This window comes from Levilactobacillus suantsaii (genome assembly GCF_004115745.1).
GTDB lineage: Bacteria > Bacillota > Bacilli > Lactobacillales > Lactobacillaceae > Levilactobacillus > Levilactobacillus suantsaii.
On sequence record NZ_QXIL01000011.1, the window covers coordinates 48,162 to 73,692 of the forward strand.

Consider the following 25,531-nt stretch of genomic DNA (forward strand, 5'->3'; position numbering starts at 1 on the left):
TTAACAGCTAGCGATTCCATTAAGATGTCAGAAAAGTTGAACGGATGACGGGTGAGGGTTGCGATAATCTTGTACAATAAGGGTAAAAGCGGTACCAATTTAAGGAGGTCGGGCCATGACGCAAGAACAATCGACATCGCTAACACGGGGATTAACGGCCGCTGAGGTGACCACCCGAGTCCAACAAGGCCTAAAAAATGACCCGGTGCCGCCACTAACGCGTAGTGTGCGGCAAATCTTTCAAGACAACCTATTAACCTTATTCAATTTAATTAATCTCGTGCTGGCCGGCTTAGTTTTATTGACCGGTAGCTATAAAAACTTACTGTTCATCGGAGTCGTTGTGGTGAATACGGGGATTGGAATCTTTCAGGAAATTCGCTCCAAACACCAGATCGATCATCTAGCGTTACTTTCGGAAGGGCGCATTCGGGTCCGCCGGGACGGCAAAACCACACCACGCCGCCAGGAAGAGATCGTCCAAGATGACCTACTGGAACTGGGGCGGGGCGACCAACTCCCCGTTGATGGGGTGATTCGTGAAACCACGGGGCTGGAAGTCGACGAATCCCAAATCACGGGGGAGTCAACGCCCATCGTGAAGCAAACCGGTGACACCATGGCTTCAGGGAGCGTCCTGTTGGGCGGCCGGGCTGTGGTCCAGGCCACCAAGGTTGGCCAGGCTAGTTTCGTCAAGCAAATGACCCATTCCGTCCAGCAACAACCCCGGACGGCCAGCCTGTTGCTGAATAACATTAATCGTATTATTAAAGTGCTGACCATTACCATCATTCCGTTGGGCATCATTTTGTTTAGCGCTTCGCTCATCAAGGGCGAAGCAATCAACCGGGCTATCTTGGGGACGGTTGCGGCCGTTGGTGGCATGATTCCCCAGGGGCTGGTCCTGTTGACGTCGGTGGCACTGGCGGTAGGGGCCTTGACCCTGGGTCGGCGTAACGTCTTAGTCCGAGAACTGCCAGCTATCGAAGCGTTGGCCCGTGCCGACGTTTTGTGCTTGGATAAGACGGGGACAATCACGAGTGGCAAATTAAAGCTCGACCGGGTGGTGCCGCTGGGCACAACGTCCATGGTGACGGCACAGGCCCTGTTGGCTCAAATCGTGGCGGCGACCGGTGACGATAACGAGACGGCGCAGGCGATTCAAGAGGCCCTGGGCAACCCGGACGTGACGGCCAGTGACGTCCTGCCATTTTCGTCGGGGCGTAAGTGGAGTGGCGCTCGGCTGGCTACTGGACGGGCCTACGTCATGGGCGCTCCGGAGTTCATTTTTGAAACGGTCCCGGTGGCCGTACAAAGTCAAATCCAAACGGCGGCGCAACAGGGTTACCGGGTCTTAGTCCTGGCCCAAGTGGACCAATTGACCACGCCGCACCCGACAAGCCCCACCGCCTTAGCGTTGTTGTTGATTACCGATGAACTGCGCCCGCACGCGGCGGACACCTTTGACTTCTTTGCCACCCAGGACGTGGCCTTGAAGGTCATCTCGGGCGACAATCCCGTGACCGTGGCCAGCATCGCTGAACGTGCAGGCATCAAGGGCGCCCAGCAACTGGTCGATATGAGCCAGGTGGGCGAACAACCGGATTACGCCCAGCTAGTGGCTGACTATAACGTGTTCGGCCGAGTTACCCCCCAGCAAAAAGAAGGACTGATCAAAGCTTATCAAGCCGCCGGGCACACGGTGGCCATGACCGGTGACGGGGTCAACGACCTGTTGGCCCTACGTCAAGCCGATTGCAGTATCGCCATGGCTTCTGGAAGTGAGGCCACCAAGAGTCTGGCCGACTTCGTACTGGTCAACTCGAACTTCGATGCGATGATCAACGTTTTGAATGAAGGTCGGCGAGTCATCAATAACATCGAGCGAGTGGCGTCGCTATTTCTGATCAAGACCATGTATTCGGTGGTGCTGACCGTGATCTTCATTTTTATGACGCGCAGCTACCCCTTCGAACCGATTCAGTTGACCCCGATTTCATCGCTGATGGTGGGGATTCCGACCTTCTTTTTGGCCTTGCAACCCAACTATGCGCGGATTGCCGACCGGTTCATGAAACAAGTCATGGAGATTGCCGCACCGGCTGCGACCTGCGTCGTGGGCTACATCGTGGTCATCATGGTTTTAGGGACGCAATTTCACCTCGACTTTGCGACCACTTCGACTTTGAGTGTCCTGATGACGGGACTAGTCAGTCTGAACGCCTTACTGATGGTGGCTCGACCACTCAACCGTCTCAAAGTCGTACTGATTCTGGTCATGGCCACGTTATTTGCTTTCATTTTTCTGTTCTTGGGCAAATTATTCTCATTGGTCGATCTGTTCAATTGGGAACTGGCCCTGATTTACCTCCCGTTGGTCGTCAGCGTTCAACCCGTGTTCCTACTGGTTCAAGCCGTCCTGGGTAAACGGATTCTAAGTCGTATCAACTGGCGTTAGGTAAAAATAGCGGGGCTAAGCTTTATCTAGTCATCATGACTAGGTTATATGTTATAATTAAGACAAAATCCAGAAGGGCAGGGAACGACGATGGCAGATTTTAATCAATATACCCGGTGGGAAACGCAGATGCACGGGGTGCAACTTCCCCGATGGGATGACCTCCCCAAATTCGACCTGTACATGGACCAAGTCACAGCGCTGGTCAACGAGGTGCTGGGGCCGTTAGGCGTGGATACGGTGACGCCGGCCATGATTAACAATTACGTGAAACATAAGGTCATCTTGGCACCAGTGAAGAAGAAGTACCAGACCATGCAGCTGACGGATATTTTAATGATTAGTCTGCTCAAACCAATGTTCCAAACGGACACGGTTCGTTCGGGCATCGACCAGATTACGGCGGGCGACTACCCTAAGCAAGCCTATGATAACTTTATCGGCCAGTTGGAAGACCGGCTCCACCACTTAGGTGAAGACCAAGTCCAACCGGCGGCCAAGAACTTAAACGAAAAGCTGATGCAGGTCGCCGTAGATGCGGTGGTCTCCCGGCTACAATCTGCGAAGTTATTGACCATGATCAAACGGCCGATTCGTAAGGTGGAAAAAACCAAATAAATGTGACGTACGAAACGGTTTCCAGATGACGGGAACCGTTTTAATTTGGCGAGAAAAAGTTGCAGGAAGTGGCTCGCTAGGAAACGGGGAATAACGATAACGGCCGTTTAAATGTAACCGGTTTCGTGATAAGGTAAAGGTGTGACTAGAGACCAGGTGAGGCTGTCCTCATCGGCTGAGTAAAGGAGCTGTTTGTAATGGATGCAACTAAAGAAGTTAGTTATACCGATTTAATGTTGAAGCGCCAATCTGTCCGGAAATTCAAGCCGGACGTGGAAATCTCCCGGGACGAAATCATGACGATGCTGAAGGAAGCCACCACGGCACCATCGGCTTGCAACCTGCAATCTTGGCACTTCGTGGTCTGCAACGATAAGGCGGGCAAGCAAAAGGCCCACGACCTGGTTATGCCATTCAATTACCCGCAAACCGATACCTGCTCGGCCATTATCTTCGTCTTAGGTGACACCCAGTCTCACGAAAAGTATCGGGCAGTTTGGAACAAGATGTGTGACGAAGGCCGGATCACGCCGGAGAAACGTGACGAGATTTTCCAGACCTTCCTCCCGCTCTATGAACATGCGGACCGTGACTTCTTGGTCAAGGACAGCATGATCGACGCCAGCATGGTAGCCATGCAATTGTTACTGGCGGCTCGGGCACACGGTTATGGGGCGAATCCGTTAGCGGGTTACGCAGCGGACAAAGTCGTTTCGACCTTTGGCCTCGATAAAGACCGTTACGTCCCGGTCATGGCCATTGCCATCGGGGAACCCGACGAGACACCAATCAAGTCGATTCGCTACAATGTCGATGAATTGACGGATTTCGCTTAACCTAACCAAAATTGAAGAAAGCAAAAAACGGTGAACTTACGTTGCGACGTGAGGACACCGTTTTTAGTTTCTACTGAAATCTTTGATAGGATAAATGGGGTCGTAAGACGACCATGCCAGTGGTTGCGATGGGACTCGAAACTACTGCGTTTGGGTTTCCAAGTCAAGTTCGTTCATGAACGCCAGTAACAAATTGGCGTAGCTCGGATTATCCGAATTTCGCTTGATTTCGGCCTGCATCGTATGCAGATTGTCGGTGATGATGCCGTTGACGCCTAAGAACATCATCTGGTCGAGCTGGGTCACCCGGTCGATATCCCAGGCGTAAACCCGTTGGTGATGCTGGGCAGCTTGTTCGACGAAGTTGTCGTTGAGGGTCGTGGCTTCGACGGTATAACCACTCGCATCGGTATACGGGAACGTCAAATTATAGGGCAACACGTAACTGACGAAGAGCTTCGGTTGGTCGTGACGGAGCGCAGTCATGATGCGGTAGCTGAGGGTGTGGACCTGGTCGTGGTGGGCCAAAAGGTCGTTACCAAATTGGCGTAAAAAGCGCTGGGCAACGTCGGGCGTGGTGGCTGAGTTGGTCTTGATCTCGACTAATAATTTTTGGTGGTGGGCGTTAGCGGCCTTGAGGTAGGCGGCAAAGCTGGGGACCTTAGCCTGATAGCCGTTTTCGGTCACCGTGATTTTAGTTAACTGGTTGAGGGTCAAGCGGCCCACCTTTTTATTGAGTCCCGCGAGTTGTTTCAAGTTAGTGTCGTGTAGCACCACGAATTGGTGGTCCTTGGTTTCTTGAATGTCCATTTCGACGTAGTCGGGGTGTTCACGGCTGGTTTTGATCAACGCCGGAATCGTGTTTTGGACGCCGTTGCCGTTATCGACGCCCCGGTGAGAAATGGTGATGGGGCGGCTGGTAGCCAGACCGTTCAAATAGACCAGGTTGAAAGTCACTAGTGATGCGGCAATCACGACTAGTCCAGCCAGTAGGAATAAACGAGTGCGAAGTTTAGTGTGCGCTGGTTCGTGGAAGTTCAATAACATCGTGGGTGTCGGCTCGTGGTCGGCATGACTACTCAAGCTGACCATGACCAAGGCTAACAAGATCCGACTAAGGTAGTGCCAAAAGTCGTGGTGGGTAATGCGCCAACTTTCGCGGATGGCGGCGTGACTGTGGTAGTGGTCCAACATCATTAAGGGCAAGACCGCAATCAAGCGAATCCCTAGGTAGATGGCACCGGCATAAAAGAAGACCAAAACGATTGCCCACAGAGGGTTATCTAATAAGTAGCTGGTGATGAAAGCCGGAAGCTTGGCTTTGTTTAGCAGTGGGGTGGAAAAAAGGATACTGCCAAAGGGGAGAATCACGATGAAATACCCCATGAAGAACAAAAAAGTGCTCGGGGAGGCCCCCTTCAAGCTGGTGACCGTAGCCCGTAGTAACTGGCCCGTGGTGCGGGGCCGACCGCGGCGGATATTACGAATCCCCAACAGTAAAAAGGCAAACTGCCAATAGACCAGCAGCATGATAGCCAGTAAGATGGCCAGTAGCCCGATGACCGCTACTGGATGGTCGAGTACGATATTGCCGAGGTTGGTATACGACACGTAGGGGACTTGCTGCCAACGAAGCAACGCGGCCGTTAACCACCCGAAAATGGGGATGGCACAGTAGCTGATCGCAACATTAGTGAGAAACACCAGGGAGACGTAACTTCCCCAGTGGTGTCGAAAGTGGCGGGTGCTCCGCCGCCAAAACGTCCAGGCTTGACCCATAGTTCTTACCCCCTTAATAGTCTTAATGTACCACAATTTACCCAAACGGGTGGTCTAGCGACGCTTTCAGTCGGAAGTAGGCTGGTTTGGAAAACTTGAAAATTATCAATAATGTGATTCAATTCACACCGCTCAAACGGAAAAATAATTTGGCAGATCTAGCACTGCTTTTGTATCCGCTTCCAATGACGTGGTTATTGAATCCCATGAACTTGGGATTTCGCCGGCTTCAGTGAAAATTGTGATATTTTGAGCACAAAGCAGTTGACGTTTGAAAAAAGAATGATAAGATAGGACTCGTGAATAAGATAACAAGATGTTTTCAACCAAGATGGAGGCATAGAGATGTTAAAAGATATCAAAGTTAAAACCACCAAAACCAGCACGGATACTGAAACCGTCGACCAAATGATCGACCGGCTAGTCACCAAAGCACATAGTGCATTATGCGCGATGGACGATTTTACTCAGGAGAAAGTTGACCACATTGTGCATCAAATGGCAATTGCCGGACTAGACCACCACATGGAACTGGCCAAGGCCGCTTATGCGGAAACTGGCCGGGGGAACGTTGAAGATAAGGCCGTTAAAAACATGTTTGCGACCGAAGAGATTTGGCACTCTATCAAAAACGATAAGACGGTCGGCATCATTAAGGACGACCGTGAACGGCAACTGATTACCGTGGCCGAACCTTTGGGCATCATTGCCGGAGTTACCCCGGTGACTAACCCAACGTCGACGGCGCTGTTTAAATCTTTGATCGCCGTGAAGACGCGGAACCCCATCATCTTTGCCTTCCACCCGCAGGCGCAAAAATCGTCCGTGATGGCGGCGAAGGTGGTCCGGGACGCCGCGGTTGCGGCCGGTGCACCCGAAGGCGTTATTCAGTGGATTGATAAGCCCAGTTTGGATGCCACCACGGCGCTGATGAACCACCCGAAAGTGGCGAGTGTCCTGGCTACCGGGGGCCCTGGCATGGTCAAGGCCGCTTACTCCACCGGGAAGCCAGCCTTAGGGGTCGGTCCCGGCAACGGTCCAGCGTATATTGAAAAAACGGCCAATATCAAACGGGCCGTTTACGACATCGTGTTATCCAAGACCTTCGATAACGGGATGGTCTGCGCCTCAGAAAACAGTGCCATCATCGACACCGAGATTTACACCGACGTCAAAAAGGAAATGCAGGCTCGCGGCGTTTACTTCATTAAGAAGAGTGAACACGCTGCGTTAGCCACCGCGATGTTCCGACCAGAAGGCGGCATCAAGGGCCCCATCGCCGGCATGTCCGCGCAATATATTGCTGACTTAGCCGGCATCAAGATTCCGAGCGACACCAAGGTCTTAGCCGCTGAAGTCACGGGCATTGGTCCCAAGGAACCTTTGTCAGCCGAGAAGCTATCACCGGTCCTGTCGATCTACAAGGCCACTAGCCACGCCGATGCCTTTAAGAAGGCCGACGCGCTCTTACACTTCGGGGGCTTAGGGCACACCGCCGCTATCCACACGCAAGACGATGATTTGGCCACCGACTTTGGCATTCAGATGAAGGCCAGTCGGGTGTTAGTCAACACGCCATCTGCAGTCGGGGGTATTGGGAACCTGTACAACGAAATGATTCCTTCCTTGACCTTAGGGACTGGCTCGTGGGGCAAGAACTCCGTTTCCCACAACGTGTCTTCCTTTGACCTCTTGAACATCAAAACAATTGCAAAGCGGCGAAATAACATGCAATGGATTAAATTACCTCGGGTTTACTTTGAAAAGACGTCTGTGCGTTATCTCGACGATATGCCGGGCATCAAGCGCGTCTTCCTGGTCACGTCCCCATCGATGGTTCAACTGGGTTACGTGGACACGGTCTTAAACGAATTGAAGCGCCGGCCAGACGGCATTGAATACTCGCTGTTCTCCGACGTGGAACCCGACCCGACCACGGACACGGTCAACCGGGGCGTGGCCCAGATGCGGACCTTCAAGCCGGATACCATCATCGCGTTAGGCGGGGGGTCGCCAATCGATGCTGCCAAGAACATGTGGCTCTTCTATGAAGATCCAGCAGCTAGCTTCTTCGGGGCGAAGCAGAAATTCATGGACATTCGGAAGCGGACTTACCAGTTCAAGAAGCCAAGCAAGGCCCAATTCGTGGCGATTCCAACCACGTCGGGGACGGGTTCCGAAGTGACGCCGTTCTCCGTCATCACGGATTCCAAGACCCACGTGAAGTACCCACTGGCCGACTACGCATTGACGCCAGACGTGGCCATCGTGGATTCACAATTTATCGAAACAGTGCCGAAGAAGACCGTGGCGTACTCCGGGTTGGACGTCTTAACCCACGCCATCGAATCGTACGTCTCCAACATGGCGTCGGATTACACCCGGCCATGGTCCTTGCAAGCCATCAAGCTGGTCATGAACAACTTGACCGCTTCCTATAACGGCGACGTGCACGCTCGCGCCGAGATGCACAATGCGTCGACCTTAGCAGGGATGGCCTTTGCCAACGCCTTCTTAGGGATTACCCACTCGGTCGCCCACAAACTTGGGGGAGAATTCGGTCTGACCCACGGGTTAGCCATCGCCATCACCTTGCCGCACGTTATCCGGTACAACTTCAAAGAACCAACCAAGTTGTCGATGTGGCCGAAGTACGAATACTTCCGGGCTGATGAAGACTACGCTGAAATTGCGCGCTTCTTAGGCCTGCCAGGAAAGACCAACGAAGAATTGAAGGAAGCCTTGGTCCACAAGATCATCGAACTGGCGCACTCTGTCAACGTAACGTTGAGCTTAAAAGCCAATGGTGTCGACAAAGCCCACTTTGACCAAGCCGTGGATCACTTATCGGAATTGGCCTTCGAAGATCAATGCACCATGGCCAACCCGAAGGAACCGTTAATTGCCGACCTGAAGCAAATCATGGTCGACGAATATGACGGTCAGGGGGTCGAAAAGTAATTCCCAGATGGTTCTAAAACCTTATCAAACCAAGAAAAGCACTGACGTTGAGTCGGTGCTTTTTTTGTGAGCCATCTAGGAACCTATATTTTATATAGGAAGAAACTTAAAATTGCAAGCGATGCTGTCATCAGGATGAATAACCAAGAAAAAACGGTGAAAAGGCGTAACTACGGGGCGGTTCGTCCCGATAAAAAAGTTAGGGCCCCGTAATCTATGGCGAAAATGGGCCTTTTTTCATTGTTTTTTCATCTAAAATGACAATTTTTACAAAAAAATTGACGACACAGTGGGGCGTATTTTACCCCAAATCGCACTAAATAGGCTAAAAAAGGGGAAAATAAAACGCTTTATATGACAGCGGCGTTACAAAGATGACAGGTTGTCATAGCCTTAGGGATTTCTTAACCTGGTCGTAATCAAACGTCAATTTACGTGTAACACCTATCAGTTATTCTAAGACCCGTTAAGCAATCAAAGGAGGATGTTTATTTTTATGAGGATTAAGAAAGCTTTAGTTATGACATTAGGGACAGTTGCAGTGATGAGCGCCGGGCTCCTCGCTACAAACGACACTGCTAATGCTGACACGCGGGTGACGGTCAAACAGGGGGATTCTGTTTGGTCCTTAGCCAACAGCTACAACTCATCTGTTAAGTCCATTGAATCAGCGAACAGCTTACAAAACAGCGCGTTGATCTACGTGGGCCAATCTCTGGTGATTCCAACCAGCACGACGACTACGTCCAGTGCGAGTGTGGCTCACCAAACTTACACGGCCCCAGCAACGACCACTACGACGCAAGCCAACACGCAAAGCGCAAAGACTTACAATAGTAACAATGCGCAACGCACGTCGACTTACACGGCCAACACGCAAAGCCAAGCTACGACTAGTCAGGCAACGACGACTTCTGCCGCAACCACGACCACGTCTAGCTCTGATGCCAGTGCTAAGGCCTGGATTGCCAACAAGGAATCTGGTGGTTCATACTCCGCAACCAATGGTCAATACATCGGGAAGTACCAATTAAGCGCCTCTTACTTAAACGGTGACTACTCCGCTGCTAACCAGGAAAAGGTCGCTAACCAATACGTTTCTTCACGGTACGGTTCTTGGAGCAAAGCCCAAGCCTTCTGGCAAGCTAACGGTTGGTACTAATATTTAAAAAACAACTCGTTTAAACTCAAGTAAGTCGTTCGGATGCAGGTCCGGACGGCTTTTTTGTTGGCGTAATAATCAGTCACGACATCGTTCTAATCTTGAAAGCGATTTATCATCGAGCGGGAGAATGGTATATTTGAGGGGAAGTAGTGGTGAAAACGATACTTAATGGTAGAAACGGTGTCGTTAGACTGCCGATAGGAGGGCATAACGTGCGACAACGAAGCGAAATGACCCTGCGAACGTGGGTTAAAATCGGGGCTGGAATTTATGGTGGCTTGACGTGGTTGGTAATTTGGGGCTTAGGCGTCTTACTGCAACGGTGGCCGCGTTGGCTCGATACGATCTTTATGGTAATCATTATTCTGGCCAGCGATTGGGTCTTGCGGTGGGCTCCTTACCACAGTGTGGCGCACGATTTCTGGGCTGTAGGCTTCATTATCATGACCTTATCCTTTATTTTTCTGACTTGAACGGCAGCAATACCGCCTAAAAAGGCTATCCCTAAGAAGAGTTAATCAATAATTGATTAGCAACTAAGCTAAGTTATGCCAGAAATGTTTCGATGGCATTAATAAGATTGCGGATTGTCACATTTCTCCGATTTTCTTAATTAGGGTGTAACTTAACTTCAACTGCTGTGTAACCTCCAGCCGTTATGATAGGAATCGTTAAGTAATCACGACAACCACAAGGAGGACATTTCATTTATGACTATCAAGAAAGCCTTAGTTTCTACCCTCGGTATCGCTGCTGCATTAGGTGCAGGGGTCTTCGCTAGCACGACTTCCGCTAACGCCGATGTCCGGGTAACGGTTAAGTCAGGAGACACGGTCGCTAAGATCGCCAACCAATATAAATCAAGTGTTTCAGCTATTGAAAAAGCCAACAATCTTAAAAACGTTAATTTAATCTACGTGGGTGAATCCTTATCGATTCCAAGTTCGACGTCAACGACTACGGCTACGACCGCAAGCACGACGACGCCAACGACCACGACGCAATCTCAAAACACCACGCAAGCTAAAACAACGAGCCACAAGACGACCCAGCCAGCCAAGACTTACAACTATAGTAGTCAAAAGAAGGCTACGACTAGCAACACGGGTTACAAGAGCAACACGGCCAAGACTAGCAACAATAACACGGCCTACAAGAGCAATAACACGGGCTACACGACGAACACTAGCTACAAGAGTAGCAATTCGGGCTACAACACTGGTAACACCAGCTACAAGTCCACGTCAACGGCTAACCAGTCCAGTGCGAACACGGGCTCAACGTCAACGACGAGTTCCAACACCAGCTCTAGCTCTAGCTCGACTTCTAGTTCAGAAGCCAGTGCGAAGGCTTGGATTGCCAACAAGGAATCTGGTGGTTCTTACTCCGCTAAGAACGGCCAATACGTTGGGAAGTACCAATTAAGCTCTTCTTACCTGAACGGGGACTACTCCTCTTCTAACCAGGAAAAGACTGCTGATGAATACGTTTCTTCCCGTTACGGATCTTGGTCTGCAGCTAAGTCTTTCTGGCAAGCTAACGGTTGGTACTAAAAAGAACGCCAACCTCATCAATTAACTTTGATTGATTAATCATTAAGACCCGAGCCTGGTGCTCGGGTCTTTTTTTATGGGCGATGACTTGTAGATAGGTTGGCGAATGAACGCATTGAACCGGTGAAAAGCCTAAGAATTATGCCGCAACCCTGAACTCAGTCTTGAAAGCGGATACATTTTTCTTTACACTGGGAAGTAAGCCATACCAAATTGGGAGGGGTCGCACGATGACCAAAGTATTAGCGATAAACGCTGGTAGTTCGACGTTGAAATGGAAATTATTTGCCATGCCAGAGGAAACGGTGATTGCATCGGGATTAGTGGATCGGTTGAATTTGCCTGGTTCTGTGTTCAAGGTAAAACTCGCCAACGGTAAGAAGTACACAGAAACGCAAGACAACATTACCAATAAACTTGCGGCGGCAATGGTTCTGACGCGGTTGAAAACCTATGGTATCTTGAGCCATTTGAGTGAAATTACTGGGGTCGGCCACCGTATCGTGGCTGGGGGAGAACTTTTCAAGGATTCAGCGGTAATCACACCCTTGGTCTTGAAACAGATTAAGGCATTGAAGGACTACGCGCCGCTCCACAACCCGGTGCAAGCTTACTATATTGAAGTCTTCGAGCAATTACTGCCGGAGGCCAAGCAGGTCGCTGTCTTCGATACGTCCTTGTACACGGAGATGCCTGCGGTCAACTACCTGTATGGGATCCCCTACGAGTACTACGAGAATTTTGGCGCCCGGAAGTACGGGGCTCACGGGACTAGCCATCGCTACGTGTCTAGTCGTGCGGCAGAAATTTTAGACCGGCCGTTAGCCGACCTTAAACTGATCACGTTACACCTGGGATCCGGGTCATCGGTGACCGCTTTTGACCACGGGCACGCACTGGATACTTCGATGGGGTTCACCCCGTTAGATGGTGTGATGATGGGCACGCGTTCCGGTGAGATCGACCCATCATTAGTGGCTTATCTAGCCCAGAAACTCGACATCACCATGCCCAAGATGATTGATATTTTGAATCACAAATCGGGTCTACTAGGTGTGTCGCAATTATCGCCGGACCAACGGGATTTGGAAAAAACGCAGGCGGACCGGCCTCAATCGAAGTTGGCCCTCGATATGTTCGTCAACCGGGTCGTACGATTCGTGGGGAGTTACGTGGCTGAACTGGGGGGACTGGACGCCCTGGTCTTTACGGCGGGTTCCGGGGAAAACGGCATCGCTATGCGCCAAGCAATCGCCGACCAGCTAGGCTATCTAGGCATCGCCATTGATCCCGCGAAGAACGATTTCCGCGGGAAAGAACGCGTGGTCAGCCCAGATGACGCGGCGGTCAAGGTCCTGGTGGTCTCGACCAATGAGGAACTGATGATCGTTCGCGACGTGGTTCGTTTAACCTAGCTTTAAGGTTCAGTGACAGAATATTTCATTACAGTAACTAATATAACAAAATGAAATTTAAAGCGATTTTCCTTAACCGAGCAGTAACTTAGTGTTAACTCGGCTGTGACGTTTCGGCGGTAAGCTGAAGTCAATCAATAAGGAGGTCGTTTTTTGATGACAATTCGCAAAACGTTACTGACAACAGTAGGCTTGGCAACGGTGGTGGCCGGACTTGGACTCACCAACGTGACCGCCAACGCGGACACAGTCGCCCCAAACGCCACGCCCAATCACGCCAAGCACGCGGCGCCAGCTTATCAGACGAACCCATATCAACGGCAGGTTCGCTTAGGCGCACCAGCTGCGCACCATCATAACCGGTCGATGACTAATCAGACTGGAAACAACACGACAAGCAAGAAGACTAATACGAGTTCTAATACCAGTAGTAGTAACAGCAGCACGAGCAGTACCAGTACCACGAGTTCTAGTAGCAGCAGTAGCAAAGCTTCCGGGGCAACGATTACCGAAAGTGAATTTGAAACTCAAGGGGTCGTTTACCTGAACGGTAACAAGTGGACTTACTACTCCGGTAGCGTGACCGCTGACGGGACTAAGATTAGTTCTGATGGCCTGGATTCCAACGGCTACCGGGTCGTTGCCGCACCATCGAGTGTGCCATTTGGCACGAAGATTATGACGCCACTGGGCATGGGCGTGGTCCATGACCGGGGAGCCGCAATCACTGGGAACCATTACGACGTGGTCATCCAGTAAGTTTAAATAGTGAAGATTAAATGAAACGCCTGACTGCCATGCGATTGGAGATTTCGGCGCACGTAGCTCCCGAGACCAATGAGTCCGCAACTGATGGCTAAACCCAGTTCCCAGCTGACCGTCACCCAATTGATGGCGTGATCGGGAACGGTCGGTAGCCAGTCGAAGACCCCCAAGCTTTTCGCCCAATGAGGGAGCTGAAGGAGGTTACCCAGGTATTGACTGATGAAAGCGTAGGCCAAGTATCCCCAGACCACAAGGCGTCCTTGTGGCCAGGCTCCCACCACTAGTGCTCCCAGGCCTAACAAAAGGGCCATGACGGGCACACTGCCGGCAACACCCGTTAGAAATTCAGACCAAGTCAGCCCGTCTGCTGCGTGGGTCAGACTAAAATTGCCTACTAAAACCAGGCCGCTCCAGCCACCAAGAAAGACCAAGCAACTGGTCGTCACTGCACTGCCAGTGTAGCCGAGTAAGAGCCGCTGACGACTAACTGGCCGCGCGTAGAGGGCGTCTAACCACCCGGATAAATCGTCGTGGTAGAGTTTGAAAATCAGTTGTAAACCAGGAATACTCGCGACGGCGGTCAGGACTAGTGCAATCGTAGAACTATAGGTGAGAATCAACTGATGGTTGGCGGCATGAAGGGCATTGGTACCAAAGACTTGTTGCATGGTCGGGTTGGTCTTTAAGATGTCGCCGATGGTGTCGAAGACGGCACCATAAGCCGCGCCTAGAACGGTGATGCCGAGGACCCAACCCATAATGACGCGATACTCTTGGCGCCAAAGCAAGGTGATGGGTCCGCGTAAGGCCCGTGCGGCCGTGGCGCGACCGGCACGAATCGTTAAGATACCAGCCCCCAAGTCCCGGCATTGTGCCCAGACACTGGCACTGCCTAGGCAGAGTAGACCCAAGCCACCGAACAGGATCAAGGGGAGCAAGCGCGGCTGCTGATAGGGGGCTAATTTTTCGACCCAGCCCAAAGGAGATAACCAGGTGTAACGAGGAGCTTGCACATCGGTCAGCATTCGCACGAGATAGCTCAGACCAAAAAGCGCGTAAGCCAGACCCGTAGCGCTAGTGGCGTGGTCGGCTAGTTGGGCACTCAAGAGGGCCAACATGCCAAAGACCCAGCCACTGGCGGCTAACCCCAAGCCAATCACCCAATTTCCTAGCCAAGTCGCGCCGGGTAAACCCGCCAGACTCAACCCTAAGGCATCCAAAATGCCAATGCTGAGATTGATCAGTGTGAGTTCGATGACGGCGGCTTGTAGCGGCGCCAGGCTGCCGATAGCATGTGCCCGTAAGAGTTCAGTGATGCCGGTATCCTCTTCATGACGGGTGGCGTGAATTCCGAGTGAGATGCTCATGACGACCTGAATCAAGGCCATAAATAGTAACATCTCGTTAGCGAAGACTTGCGCCGTGGTGGCATGAGTGCCCAGGCGAAAGGGGCCGAACAACGCGACGATGGCGGGGGTCTTTAAAGCTTGGGTGATGCCGGCAATTTCAGCGGGTGTGCCGTAGATGGTCGCGAATTTAGCGGCGACGGCCATCATGAGACCAACTAAACTGACGCCCCATAGTAGGAGGCGCCACCAGTCACGCCGGAGCGCCAAGCGGGTCAATTGGCCGGTTTGGGTAAATGGCCCCATGCCAGTCACTCCTTTCCGTAGTAGTGCAAGAAGAGGTCTTCTAGGGTCGGCGGCGTACTGGTCAGCGCCACGATTTGGTGGCGAGCTAAAGCGGCTAAGACACCAGGCAACTGATCGGCTTCGACGGCAAATTGCCACTCATTGACTTGGTGCCCGACCCGGGCTTCGTGGATTCCGGGTAGGGCCGCGGGGTCCACCGGCGTTTGGGTCGTGATGGTGATTTGCGTGCGGGTCAAATGGCGCATGTCAGCTAACGTCCCGGTCTCAATGATGGTATCGTCGCGGATGATGGCGATGCGGTCACACATCCGCTCGACTTCTGACAAGATGTGACTGGATAACAACACGGCTTTCCCTTGTTGTTTCAGGGCTAAAACGGCCTCTTGAAAGTATTTTTCGTTGAGCGGGTCCAAGCCGGCAGTCGGTTCGTCGAAGATGTAGAAGTCTGCCGGCTGGGAAAAGGCGGCAATCAAGGCGACCTTTTGGCGGTTACCCTTGGAGTAAGTCCGCGCCTTTTTGGTGGGGTCGAGGGCAAAGCGGGTGATCAGCCGGTCGGTACGGGCACTGTGAGCCACCCCGTTAAGCCGCAGTAACAAATCGATGATCTCGCCACCGGTCAGGTTAGGCCAGAGTGTCACGTCGCCGGGAACGTACGCCAGGCGTTGATGGATGGTGACCCGGTCGCGCCAAACGTCGTGACCAAAGATGGTGGCCGACCCGCCACTAGCGCGGATCACTCCCAGCAGGGTCCGAATCGTAGTCGATTTACCGGCGCCGTTGGGACCAATGAAACCGAAGACTTCGCCAGCATTGACGGTGAAGGTGATGTCGTGGAGCGCGGTGAACGTTCCGAAACGTTTTTGCAAGTGGTTGATTTGCAGAATGGGTTGGGTCATTAGTCATCCTCCTTCGTGACGATCGAATTGCCCCCAGCGTAAGCCCGGGCTAACGGGAAGTCAACGGAAGGTCCGCGGACGGTCGGGAATAGTTCGTTAAGCTGGTTAGAGGGTATGCTAGAATGAAAGAGAGAAGCAGGGGTAACCTACCGGAAAATGATGAAAGAAGGCAGTTGACATGACAACTGACACAACGCTTGCGGCGGTGCACGATTTCGCTCGAAGCAAGATGCGCGACGATGAGACCGGCCACGGGTTCGACCATATTCAACGGGTGGTCGGGTTGACCGAGCGCCTTTTACAGGCGTACCCGCAGGTCGACCGCTTGTTGACGCTGACGGCGGCTTATTTGCACGACGTCATTGATGAAAAATTGGTTGCGGATACCCGGGTAGCCAGCCAGGAAGTCCGCACTTTTTTAGCAGCCCAGGGCTTTAGCGGCGCGCAACAGGAGACGATTTTCTTGATTATGACCAACATGTCCTTCCATAAGACGCTGGACGGCACGGCTAAGCCCTTACCGTTGGCCGGCCAAATCGTCCAGGACGCCGACCGGCTCGATGCGATTGGCGCGATTGGGATTGCCCGGGCCGTGTACTTTGGCGGTCACTTTGGCGAAAAGATCTACGATCCCACGGTGACCCCACGAACACAGATGACCCACGCGCAGTATCGGGACCTGGGCCACGAGACCGTCATCAACCACTTCTACGAAAAATTATTGACGTTAAAGGACTTGATGAACACCACGGCCGCGAAGAAGTTAGCCGCCCACCGACAATGGGTCATGGAAGATTTTTTGACGGAATTTAAAGCCGAATGGCAAGCGCAGCGTTAGGTTGCATTGCCGGGAATGAAAACGCCCACCAAAGCTGATACTGGGGGCGTTTTCAATTCATGCGGGCGCACTTAACCCATGACATTCGGCTAAAAAGTGCGTATGATAGACGTCGTGTGCGCGACAATAACGAAAAGGTAAGCAGATGAGTTTGAAAGTGCGGGCCACGGCGTTAAGGTTCTCTTAGGTGGGAACAGTGGCCGCACAACCTAAACAGAGAAGGAGTGTTGATATGGCAGAACAAGCAGAGCCACAAAAATTAACGGGGCGGCGCATGGTCGCCATCGTGGCGGTTGCCTTGATGGCGTTCGTGGGTATCCTGGTCGAAACGTCGATGAACGTGACCTTTCCGACCTTGATGCGCAGTATGCACGTCTCGTTGGATACCGTCCAATGGGTTGCGACGGGGTATTTACTGACCGTGGCGTTACTGATGATTACCTCGGCGTACTTGAAACAGCGATTCACGAACCGACAATTGTTCGTGACGGGAGCGAGTTTGTTCATCGTTGGGGCGCTGATTTGTGCGCTAGCTCCTAATTTTCCAATCCTATTACTAGGACGCCTGGTCCAAGCCGGCTGTGCGGGGATTGCGATTCCGCTGATGATCAACGTCGTGGTGGAAAGCGTGCCGCGGGCCAAACTCGGCTTTTACCTGGGGATGACCGGACTGATCTTGATGATTGCACCAGCCAGTGAGCCGACCTTTGGTGGGATCATGGTCGCCATTGCCGATTGGCGGATGATCTTCTGGTCAACGTTGCCCGTCGAACTTCTGATTCTTATTTTTGGTTGGAAAGCTATCCAACAATACAGCCCGACACAAAAAGCTAAGTTCAATTGGAGCCAATTCGTGTTATTAGCCATTGCCTTTATTGCCATTACGTTGGGGTTCAACAGTCTGAATACAGCTGGCTGGTTGAGTTGGCAATTCTTGGGTGGCTTGATCGTGGGGGTACTTGCCATCTTGTGATATATCCGGTTAAATAAGACCAGTGACCACCCCATCTTGCGACTGGAAATTTTCCGTAATCCAATTTTTACCTACAGTTTCTTCGCTTACGTGATTTTGCAATTTTGTAATATTGGGATTAATTTGGAACTGCCGAACTACGCGCAAATCGTGGTCGGCGCCGGATCGTTAGCCGGTGGGATGATGTTACTGCCCGGCAGTTTGATCACGGCCATCTTGCAGCCTTTATTCGGCCGGATGTTGGATGAGCACGGGGCGAAGTTACCCATCCTACTCGGAAGTAGCCTGTTTTTCGTGGCAGCCTTAGCCTTTACGGTGTTGGGGCAACACTTATCCATCCTAGTGATTTCGCTCCTGTACATTTTGTTCAGTATTGGGCGGTCAATGGCCTTTAGTAACACCATGACCAACGGCCTGAAGGAAGTTACGATTGCACAACGGGCCGATGCCAACGCGATTTACAACACCGGGCAACAGTTTGCCGGGTCGTTGGGGACCACCATCTTGGTAGCACTGATGTCATCGGTTCGCGGTGGCGGGTTATCGTACGCCCACGCCACGGCCGTCGGGAGCCAACTAGCCTTTGGATTGATTTTAACGTTGAGTATCAGCAACTTTGGCTTTTACTTTATCGTGTTCCGACACCAGAAGAACGATTAACGACTGTTTTTCTGTTAGTCTAATAACTAAAATGACCAGTCATAGTTGGGATTACGCCGACTAAGACGGGTCATTTTTGATGAGGATTGCGTTAGATTTGGACCATCACCACGGCACCAGCGATGAGGATGCCCAGACCCGCGGAGGTGGTCAGGGTCCGTTTGGGATCAGCTTCCTTTAGGATGACGATACCCAGTAAGGTGGCCACGACGACGTTCAATTGGGTCAATACGAACGCGTTGACCAGGCCGTTTAATTGCAGAGAAATTAAGTAAACGGATGACGAGACCGAGAAAATCAGCCCCGAGGTGATGTTTCGCAGGCCAGCTGGATCGTTGCCGGGAAGTCGATGCCGACCGACTAAGTAAAGAATCAACGAGGTACTGAGCATGCCCAGGGCCTGGGGCAAAAAGCCGTTGATGCCACTAGTCGAGTTGGCGTAGTGGGGGAAGCCGGAGTACCCCCAGTAGCCAAAGGTCGTGGCGAGTAATAACAGGTAGCCCCGCAAGTTTTTAACGGTTAAGCCGCCGACGCCGTTAGCGACGCCCACCACGATAATCATCAAGGCCCCCAGGCCCAAAGCGGTATCTTGGATCCCACGCCATTCACCGAACAACCAGCCGCCAATCAGTGAATTACCAATGATTTGAAAAGCGGTGGATAGTGGCATGGTCAAACTGACGCCGAGTTGACCGTACCCCCAGTACTGGCCACATTGACCGATACTCCAAAAGGCGCCGGAAATGAAATAAAGCCCAAAATCGTGCGCACTAATATTGAAACGAAAGATGACTTGGAGGGCCGTGGCGGTCATGACGATGCCCATACTGGTTCCCAATAATTGTTGCAAACAACTGCCACCGGTTAGTTTGCGCATCCAGATTGGTAAAATTCCCCAAAAAAGGGCGGGGATGAGCCCGATTAAAATGTTCATGGTCAAACTCCTGTTAAGCGAAAGGAACAGTCACGTAAAAGGGCGCGGGCCGTGACGCTGGTCATTGGTTAAGACAGTCTAAGGCCCGACACCCGCTCGGGAATTTTCGCCCGGCCACGCCAGGGCCTTAAAGCGGTGACCATGGGATAAGCTAACAGTTGACGGAGGTGGGGGGTGACGGTGGCAAGCACCACTTGGTCATTCAAGCCATCAGCTTTCGGACTGACGATAGTGTAAGGCATGAAACCAGGGGTAAAGATAATTCTACACCCAGCTTGTGCGTCATTATCGCTGGCGCGGTGGTCAACGAGGACGCTGACCGCCGGCATTTTTCGAGGAAATAAGAGAGCTGATAACATGAACGACACCTACTTTCCGTGAAGAATCACTCTTAGAGTAGCAGGCTAAGAAACCGTTTTCAATACCAATCGAAAAAAATTACCCTCTTTTTGATGAAACGGGTAATTTGGTTTAGCTGGTTAATCTGTGCTGTCGGGAACCAGGACGAAACGCTGGCCATGGTCCGTTCCCGCTTCTAATTGCGTGTGGCAGTCGGCCGCCGTACTGAAATGACGTTGGGTGAGGTGGTCTTCGAGAAGGGCGTGGTGGGCAAAAGCTTGGTTCAACCGGTGTGCCGCGCGGGCTAATTGGTTGCTGGTCGCGTGACTGATAATGAACCCGACAATGGATTGGTCTTGCATGTAGAAGCGGCGCCAATCGATTGGTACCGAGCTGGCTTTGGGGGCGGTGATCATGGTGAGCTGCCCGTGTGGGGCTAGATAGGCCAGATTGGTTGGTAAGCTGACCTGACCGGAAGTGTCGATGACGTGGTCGAAAGTCGCCCCATTTAAGGCGGCGAGGGTGTGGTAGTCAACGCACCGGGCACTCCCCATTTGGCGACAGATTGCGAAGTCTTGCGGCGCGGACGTGGTGGTCACGGTAAGGCCCATCTGAGTCGCTAATTGACAAAACTTGCGCCCAACGTTACCGGCACCGCCCGCAACTAAGAGGCTTTGGCCAGCTTGGGCTTGCATCATGTCGGTCAACACGATGGCTGCGGTCGCCGCCGAATGGACGGCCGCGACCAGGTGGAAGGGGTCGACGCCGGTAGGGACCGGATAAAGGCGGTCAGTGTCCACCAGGGTGTATTCAGCCGTGGCGCCGAGCCGCCCACCGTAGCCCGCCGAGTTGGTCCACACCAGATCCCCGATGTGCCAGGGACTGGCGGCATCAGCCACAGCGGTCACGGTTCCGACCAGGTCGCGGCCCACGATATGTGGGGTTGCCAAGGGGGTTTGAAACGCACCACTACGGACGAACGTATCGACGTGATCGACCGCCACACCTAAAACTTGAACTAAGACTTGGTGGGCGTGAGGAACGGGGCGCGGAATCTCAGTCACGGTGAGCACTTCTGGCCCACCAAATTGGGTAAAAGTAACGGCTTGCATGGTGAATTCCTCCTTAATACGGGTTATTGAATGCGCGTGAGGCGCTGGATGCCCAGTGCCCCGGCAATGGCGCCAATAATCAAGATGATGTAGACGATGTTTTGGGGGGTGCCGGTTGGGTCGAGGTGGTAGGCCCAGCCGTAAAGTGATGGCCCCAACGCAGCCATGAAGTACCCGCCGGCTTGGGCCATCCCGGAGAGCCGCGCGGTAATCAACGGTTTCGCGGTCTTGAGGCCGAACATGGTCGTGGTGTAAATGAAGAAGAAACTGACGGCGATACCGACCAGCAAGTTTTCCAGTAACCAAAAACTGAACGAAGCGGTGTTTTGAAAGAAGAGCATGCTACCGGCGACAATCCCGCAAATGCCGGCCCCGGCAATCAACCGGCGTAACCTGGTGGGGCCAAGTTGGGTCAAGAGATGCGGGGTCACCACGTACACGGGCACGCCCACTAGTGAATAGATGGCGATGATGAAACCTACGTGATCGGCGCTTAAGTGGTGGTAGCTCATCAAAACCGGGAACCAGGCGGCGATGGTGTAGTTTAAGACGGATTGGCAGCCAAACGTCAGTAAGAAAAGCCAGGCATGGGGATTGGTCCACAGGCTGGGGCCCTTGGGAGTCGGCTGAGTGTGGTCAGTCGGCGTGGCTTTCATTTTTTCGGGCAGGTGGCGACTGACGACCAGCCAAAAGGCGAAGACTAACAGCGCCACACCGGCTAGAATCGTGAGAATCGACGGCCAACCCCACAGATGGGTGGCGGGGGCCGTTAATAGGTTGAACCCGGCGCTTCCCAAGTTCATGGTGAAGGAGTACAGGGTGGTGTACAACGCGATTTTGAGCGGGAAATAAGCCTTAATGAAGGCGGGCATAAACACGTTGAGGTGGGCGATGCTGATACCAATCAGGATGGTGCCCAAAAAGAGGGTCGGTAGGGTGATGATCAACCGTAACCCTGACCCGACCAGGAGTAGGAGCAAAATCAGTCCCATGGCGGGTTTAACCCCCAGTTTAGCTAGCGGTATGGCGGCGAAGTTCGAAAAGAGTAAAAACATCACCAACGGGAGCGTGGTCAGTAACCCCAGACTTTCGGTCGAAACGCCCAATTGGTGGGCCAATTGGGTTACGATGAGTGGTGGGGTGGTGATTGGGGAGCGCATTAACAACCCGATGGCCAGTACCACCAGGAGGATTTCAATAGTATGTTCTGCTTTTTTAGCCATACGAGCGACCTTTCTGTGGAAGAATTTTTGGGGCACAATCATTAAAGTTTAAAACCTGAAAAGTTGTGTCTGGAGGAATCGAGATAAAAGATACTTTCATTCTATAACGAATTTACCTCGAAAGAAACTGGCTTTGAACGTCAAAAAAGCCTGGGGCACGGCCCCAGACTCTTTCGAGTTGTTGTCAAGTTATTAGGAATTCAGAAGTCTGAAAGGAGTTAGCCCTTAGTCTTCAAAGAAGCCAAAGTAGTTTTTGGCATTGTTGTACGAGATGTCTTGGACAATCTTACCCAAGTACTCGTAGTCGTCAGGAACCTGGCCCCGAACGACCCACTCACCGATTAGGTCACAGAGAACCCGCCGGAAGTACTCGTGCCGTGGATACGACAGGAAGCTCCGTGAATCAGTCAGCATGCCGACGAAGTTTGGTAACAGGCTCTGTTGGGCCATGATTCGCAGTTGGTCGTGCATGCCTTCGCGGGTATCGTTGAACCACCAAGCACAGCCGAGTTGCATCTTTTGTTTGATGCCGCCCTGGAAGTTCTGCATGCCAGTTGCCAGTTCCATCCAATCGTTGGGGTTGGTGGAGAAGAAGATGGTCTTTGGAATCCCGTCTTCTTCGGCCATGTCGCTCATCAACGCCATGATTTCACCGGCGATGCCCGGTTCGGATCCCATGGAGTCAAAACCGGTGTCGGCGCCCAACTTCCGGAACATCGGGCCGTTAGCGTTGCGCAAAACGTTCATGTGGTATTGCATGGTGAAGTCGTATTGCTTGTTCAAACGCATCAGAATTTCCAACAAGAGGGTGGTGTAGCCATCCACTTCGGCAGCGGTCAACTTCGTGTTATCCTTAGTTGCCTTGGTTAGGATTTGGTTGAACTCGTCCTTAGAAATCTTGCGGAAGTGGTAGCTGTTCAACCCGTGGTCGGACAACCGGCCACCCATCTGGCTAAAGAACTGGAAACGGTTGTCGAGTGCCTTGACCAGGCTGTCGTAGTCGGTGATGGTAACGCCGGCCGCGGCGCCCAGTTGTTTAAGGTAGGCGCCAAAGTCGCCTTGGTTAATACGGACTAAATTATCAGGCCGCATCGCCGGCAGAACTTTGAACCCGTTTTCATTTTCATCAGCCTTAATCAGCTTGTGATAGTGCAGGTCGGACGACGGGTCGTCGGTGGTGCAGACCACCTTGACGTTCATGTTCTTAATCAGGTTGCGGGGCTTGAAGGCCTCACTTTGGACCATTTCATTGGCCTTTTTCCAGATAGCCGGGGCAGTCTTGGTGTTCAGTGGTTCATCGATACCGAAGAAGCGCTTGAGTTCCAGGTGGGTCCATTCGTACAACGGGTTACCGATGGACTTTTCGATGGTGCCAGCCCAGGCGAGGAACTTTTGATATTCGTCGCCGTCACCGGTGATGAGGTCTTCGGGAACCCCGTTGGCCCGTTCGAGCCGCCACTTGTAGTGGTCGCCTAGGCTCCCGTCGTTTAGCCACAGACGGGTGATGTTCGGGTAGTTCTTGTTTTCGTAGATGTCCTTTAGCTCCAAGTGGCAATGGTAGTCAATGATGGGCATGTTTTCAGCATAATCGTGATACAGCGTCTTGGCTGGATCATTGGTGAGCAGAAAATCTTCATTCAATAAGGTCATGAAAAAAGCTCCTTTGTAAAAATTAGATTGTAAATGGAACCCGGTAGAAAGGACGGTAAAAACAAAGCAGACTAGTTGTTAGTTTGTTCTTCCTTTTCTTCTTCGGCGTTTTCATTATGAATCTTAGCCAACTTAGCAGCGTTTTCGTTAACTCGCTTCTTGCTCAATGGGTAGAAGAAGAGTAACAACAAGGCAGCGACTAACAGGCAGACCGTCGGCACACCAGTAGCCAAGTTGTAGATTTGGTCGATAACGGCTTGCGATTGGGTAGCACCGCCACCAGTGGAGGACTTGTAACCGATGAAGGTCAACATGAACCCACCGAAACCACCGGCAATAGCTTGAGCGACTTTCCGGGCAAAGGAGTTGACCCCGTATACGATCCCGTCTTCCCGGACACCGGTCAAGACTTCGTGATTATCGATAACGTCGGTGATGAAGGCCCAAACCATCAGGTTGAAGACCCCGGCACCTAAGGAACCGAAGAACATCATGACCAGGTAGAAGTACATGTTGGACGTATGCACGACCATCAAGATTCCGTAAAGAGCGGCCCCGATGATAAGTGAGACGATAGAGCATTCCTTTCGGCCGAACGTCCGGGTCATCCAGTTACTGAATGGCGCCAATAAAATAACGGTCGCAAAGTTGAAAATAAGGGCAATCCCCATGAAGGACGTATTCTTGAAGTAGTCGTTGAACAGGTAGGAAATCAAGGTCCCGGAGAGGTTTTGGTTGATAACGACCATGATATCGACTAAGACCAAGACGATTAAGGCTTTGTTCTTAAACAAGCCTTCGACCACTTGGCCAAGGGGAACAGGCTTACTCTTTTCAGTCCGGACCCGTTCAGTTGTCAGGTGAGTCGTTAATTGGTAACTGATGTAGCCTAAGATAGCACAAGCCACAACGACCCAGAAGAACCGGTTCCCGGAAATCTTTTGGGAAGCGCCGATGTAGATGAACATTGGGACGATGTAACTAGTAATCATGGAACCCACGGATGCCCCAATGGACCGGAACGTTGACAAGGACGTCTTGTCGTTCGGGTCGCTACTGATAGCAGAGGCCATGGAACCGTAAGGGATGTTAACGGCGGAGTAGAAGATCCCCCAAGCAATGTAAGTAATGAAGACCCAGGTCAACCGTAATGGTAAGGCCCAGTCCTTCACGATAGGGACAAACAGCAGAATCAAAGCGATCAGTAACGGGTAGCGCATCCGATTGATCCAAGGCTTGAACCGGCCAATCTTATGTAGTTTACTGTTATCGACCAACCGACCAACGGTAATATCGGCAAAGGCGTCGACGAATCGGGCAATCAAGAAGATTACCCCGACTTGCGACCCCGTTAACCCTAAGACGTTGGTGTAAAAAATCATCAAGAACGAGTTAACAATGTTAAACGAGAAATTATTTCCGATATCCCCGAACATATAACCAATTTTATCTTTGATATTGAACGGTGATGCGGAAATCGTAATGGTCTTTTGTGTCTCCAACGAAAGTCACTTCCTAAACTAAATTTTTAATAAAAGACGAATTACCGCAGTGGTAAACAAAAATTGCTGAAACAGATAAAAGCGGAAGTTTGTCAAATGGTGTTGAAGGATAGTTTCTATCCTTTGGAGATCTCCTCGTGTGGGAGATCTTTTTTGTTGTTTTATTAGTTGCGGCGTTTAATCTGGTGTGTTGTCTGAATAT

General features: G+C 51.8%; 18 protein-coding genes and 2 pseudogenes. 11 read left to right on the forward strand and 9 right to left on the reverse strand.

Annotated features, from left to right (window positions below; all coding sequences use genetic code 11):
* The first annotated feature begins 115 nt into the window (after positions 1–115).
* The 3 genes from DXH47_RS06880 (at position 116) to DXH47_RS06890 (ending at position 3,912) form a co-directional block, all read left to right on the forward strand.
* Positions 116–2,458 carry a cation-translocating P-type ATPase gene (locus tag DXH47_RS06880; RefSeq protein ID WP_129032628.1) on the forward strand — a complete coding sequence of 781 codons (2,343 nt, stop codon included), beginning with the start codon at positions 116–118 and terminating at the stop codon, positions 2,456–2,458.
* Between the two features lie 90 nt (positions 2,459–2,548).
* Positions 2,549–3,076 (forward strand): DUF1836 domain-containing protein, encoded by a 528-nt coding sequence (locus DXH47_RS06885; protein ID WP_129032629.1) that lies wholly within the window; start codon positions 2,549–2,551, stop codon positions 3,074–3,076.
* Between the two features lie 197 nt (positions 3,077–3,273).
* On the forward strand, positions 3,274–3,912 hold the full coding sequence (locus tag DXH47_RS06890; RefSeq protein WP_129032630.1) for a nitroreductase family protein: 639 nt from the start codon (positions 3,274–3,276) through the stop codon (positions 3,910–3,912).
* Positions 3,913–4,053: 141 nt separating this feature from the next.
* On the opposite strand, the gene DXH47_RS06895 is transcribed toward DXH47_RS06890, so the two are convergent.
* A complete protein-coding gene (locus DXH47_RS06895) occupies positions 4,054–5,691 on the reverse strand; it encodes a glycerophosphoryl diester phosphodiesterase membrane domain-containing protein (RefSeq protein ID WP_129032631.1) in 1,638 nt (545 codons plus the stop codon).
* A 345-nt stretch (positions 5,692–6,036) separates the two neighbouring features.
* On the opposite strand from DXH47_RS06895, the gene adhE reads away from it, so the two are divergent.
* The 6 genes from adhE to DXH47_RS06925 all read left to right on the forward strand — a co-directional run bounded on the left by adhE (position 6,037) and on the right by DXH47_RS06925 (position 13,544).
* Positions 6,037–8,652, forward strand: coding sequence for a bifunctional acetaldehyde-CoA/alcohol dehydrogenase (gene adhE / locus DXH47_RS06900; RefSeq protein ID WP_129032632.1), 2,616 nt, complete (start codon positions 6,037–6,039; stop codon positions 8,650–8,652).
* A 496-nt stretch (positions 8,653–9,148) separates the two neighbouring features.
* The gene (gene apf / locus DXH47_RS06905) at positions 9,149–9,814 is read left to right on the forward strand and encodes an aggregation-promoting factor (RefSeq protein ID WP_129032633.1); all 666 of its coding nucleotides are present in this window, start codon (positions 9,149–9,151) and stop codon (positions 9,812–9,814) included.
* 215 nt (positions 9,815–10,029) lie between these two features.
* Positions 10,030–10,290: a hypothetical protein gene (locus tag DXH47_RS06910; RefSeq protein ID WP_129032634.1), complete on the forward strand. Its 261-nt coding sequence runs from the start codon at positions 10,030–10,032 to the stop codon at positions 10,288–10,290.
* A gap of 237 nt (positions 10,291–10,527) precedes the next feature.
* Complete coding sequence (apf, locus tag DXH47_RS06915; RefSeq protein WP_129032635.1) at positions 10,528–11,370, forward strand: aggregation-promoting factor; 843 nt, start codon at positions 10,528–10,530, stop codon at positions 11,368–11,370.
* A 230-nt stretch (positions 11,371–11,600) separates the two neighbouring features.
* Positions 11,601–12,785 (forward strand): acetate/propionate family kinase, encoded by a 1,185-nt coding sequence (locus DXH47_RS06920; RefSeq protein ID WP_129032636.1) that lies wholly within the window; start codon positions 11,601–11,603, stop codon positions 12,783–12,785.
* Positions 12,786–12,941: 156 nt separating this feature from the next.
* On the forward strand, positions 12,942–13,544 hold the full coding sequence (locus DXH47_RS06925; RefSeq protein ID WP_129032637.1) for a hypothetical protein: 603 nt from the start codon (positions 12,942–12,944) through the stop codon (positions 13,542–13,544).
* A gap of 2 nt (positions 13,545–13,546) precedes the next feature.
* On the opposite strand, the gene DXH47_RS06930 is transcribed toward DXH47_RS06925, so the two are convergent.
* Entirely contained in the window at positions 13,547–15,202 is a 1,656-nt protein-coding gene (locus DXH47_RS06930; protein ID WP_129032638.1) for an ABC transporter permease, read from the reverse strand.
* A gap of 5 nt (positions 15,203–15,207) precedes the next feature.
* The gene (locus DXH47_RS06935) at positions 15,208–16,098 is read right to left on the reverse strand and encodes an ABC transporter ATP-binding protein (RefSeq protein WP_129032639.1); all 891 of its coding nucleotides are present in this window, start codon (positions 16,096–16,098) and stop codon (positions 15,208–15,210) included.
* A 178-nt stretch (positions 16,099–16,276) separates the two neighbouring features.
* Between DXH47_RS06935 and DXH47_RS06940 the strand changes: the two genes are divergently transcribed.
* The gene (locus DXH47_RS06940) at positions 16,277–16,936 is read left to right on the forward strand and encodes an HD domain-containing protein (protein WP_129032640.1); all 660 of its coding nucleotides are present in this window, start codon (positions 16,277–16,279) and stop codon (positions 16,934–16,936) included.
* A gap of 232 nt (positions 16,937–17,168) precedes the next feature.
* A pseudogene (locus DXH47_RS06945) lies at positions 17,169–18,569 on the forward strand (MFS transporter).
* 91 nt (positions 18,570–18,660) lie between these two features.
* Here DXH47_RS06945 and DXH47_RS06950 read toward each other — a convergent pair.
* The 6 genes and pseudogenes from DXH47_RS06950 to DXH47_RS11865 form a co-directional block, all read right to left on the reverse strand.
* On the reverse strand, positions 18,661–19,503 hold the full coding sequence (locus DXH47_RS06950; RefSeq protein WP_129032641.1) for a GRP family sugar transporter: 843 nt from the start codon (positions 19,501–19,503) through the stop codon (positions 18,661–18,663).
* Between the two features lie 479 nt (positions 19,504–19,982).
* On the reverse strand, positions 19,983–20,954 hold the full coding sequence (locus tag DXH47_RS06955; protein WP_129032642.1) for an alcohol dehydrogenase catalytic domain-containing protein: 972 nt from the start codon (positions 20,952–20,954) through the stop codon (positions 19,983–19,985).
* A gap of 23 nt (positions 20,955–20,977) precedes the next feature.
* Complete coding sequence (locus DXH47_RS06960) at positions 20,978–22,177, reverse strand: MFS transporter (RefSeq protein ID WP_129032643.1); 1,200 nt, start codon at positions 22,175–22,177, stop codon at positions 20,978–20,980.
* A gap of 225 nt (positions 22,178–22,402) precedes the next feature.
* Positions 22,403–23,827: a glucuronate isomerase gene (uxaC, locus tag DXH47_RS06965; RefSeq protein ID WP_129032644.1), complete on the reverse strand. Its 1,425-nt coding sequence runs from the start codon at positions 23,825–23,827 to the stop codon at positions 22,403–22,405.
* Between the two features lie 71 nt (positions 23,828–23,898).
* Positions 23,899–25,329 carry an MFS transporter gene (locus DXH47_RS06970; RefSeq protein ID WP_129032645.1) on the reverse strand — a complete coding sequence of 477 codons (1,431 nt, stop codon included), beginning with the start codon at positions 25,327–25,329 and terminating at the stop codon, positions 23,899–23,901.
* A 13-nt stretch (positions 25,330–25,342) separates the two neighbouring features.
* A pseudogene (locus tag DXH47_RS11865) lies at positions 25,343–25,531 on the reverse strand (hypothetical protein); the annotation flags it as partial.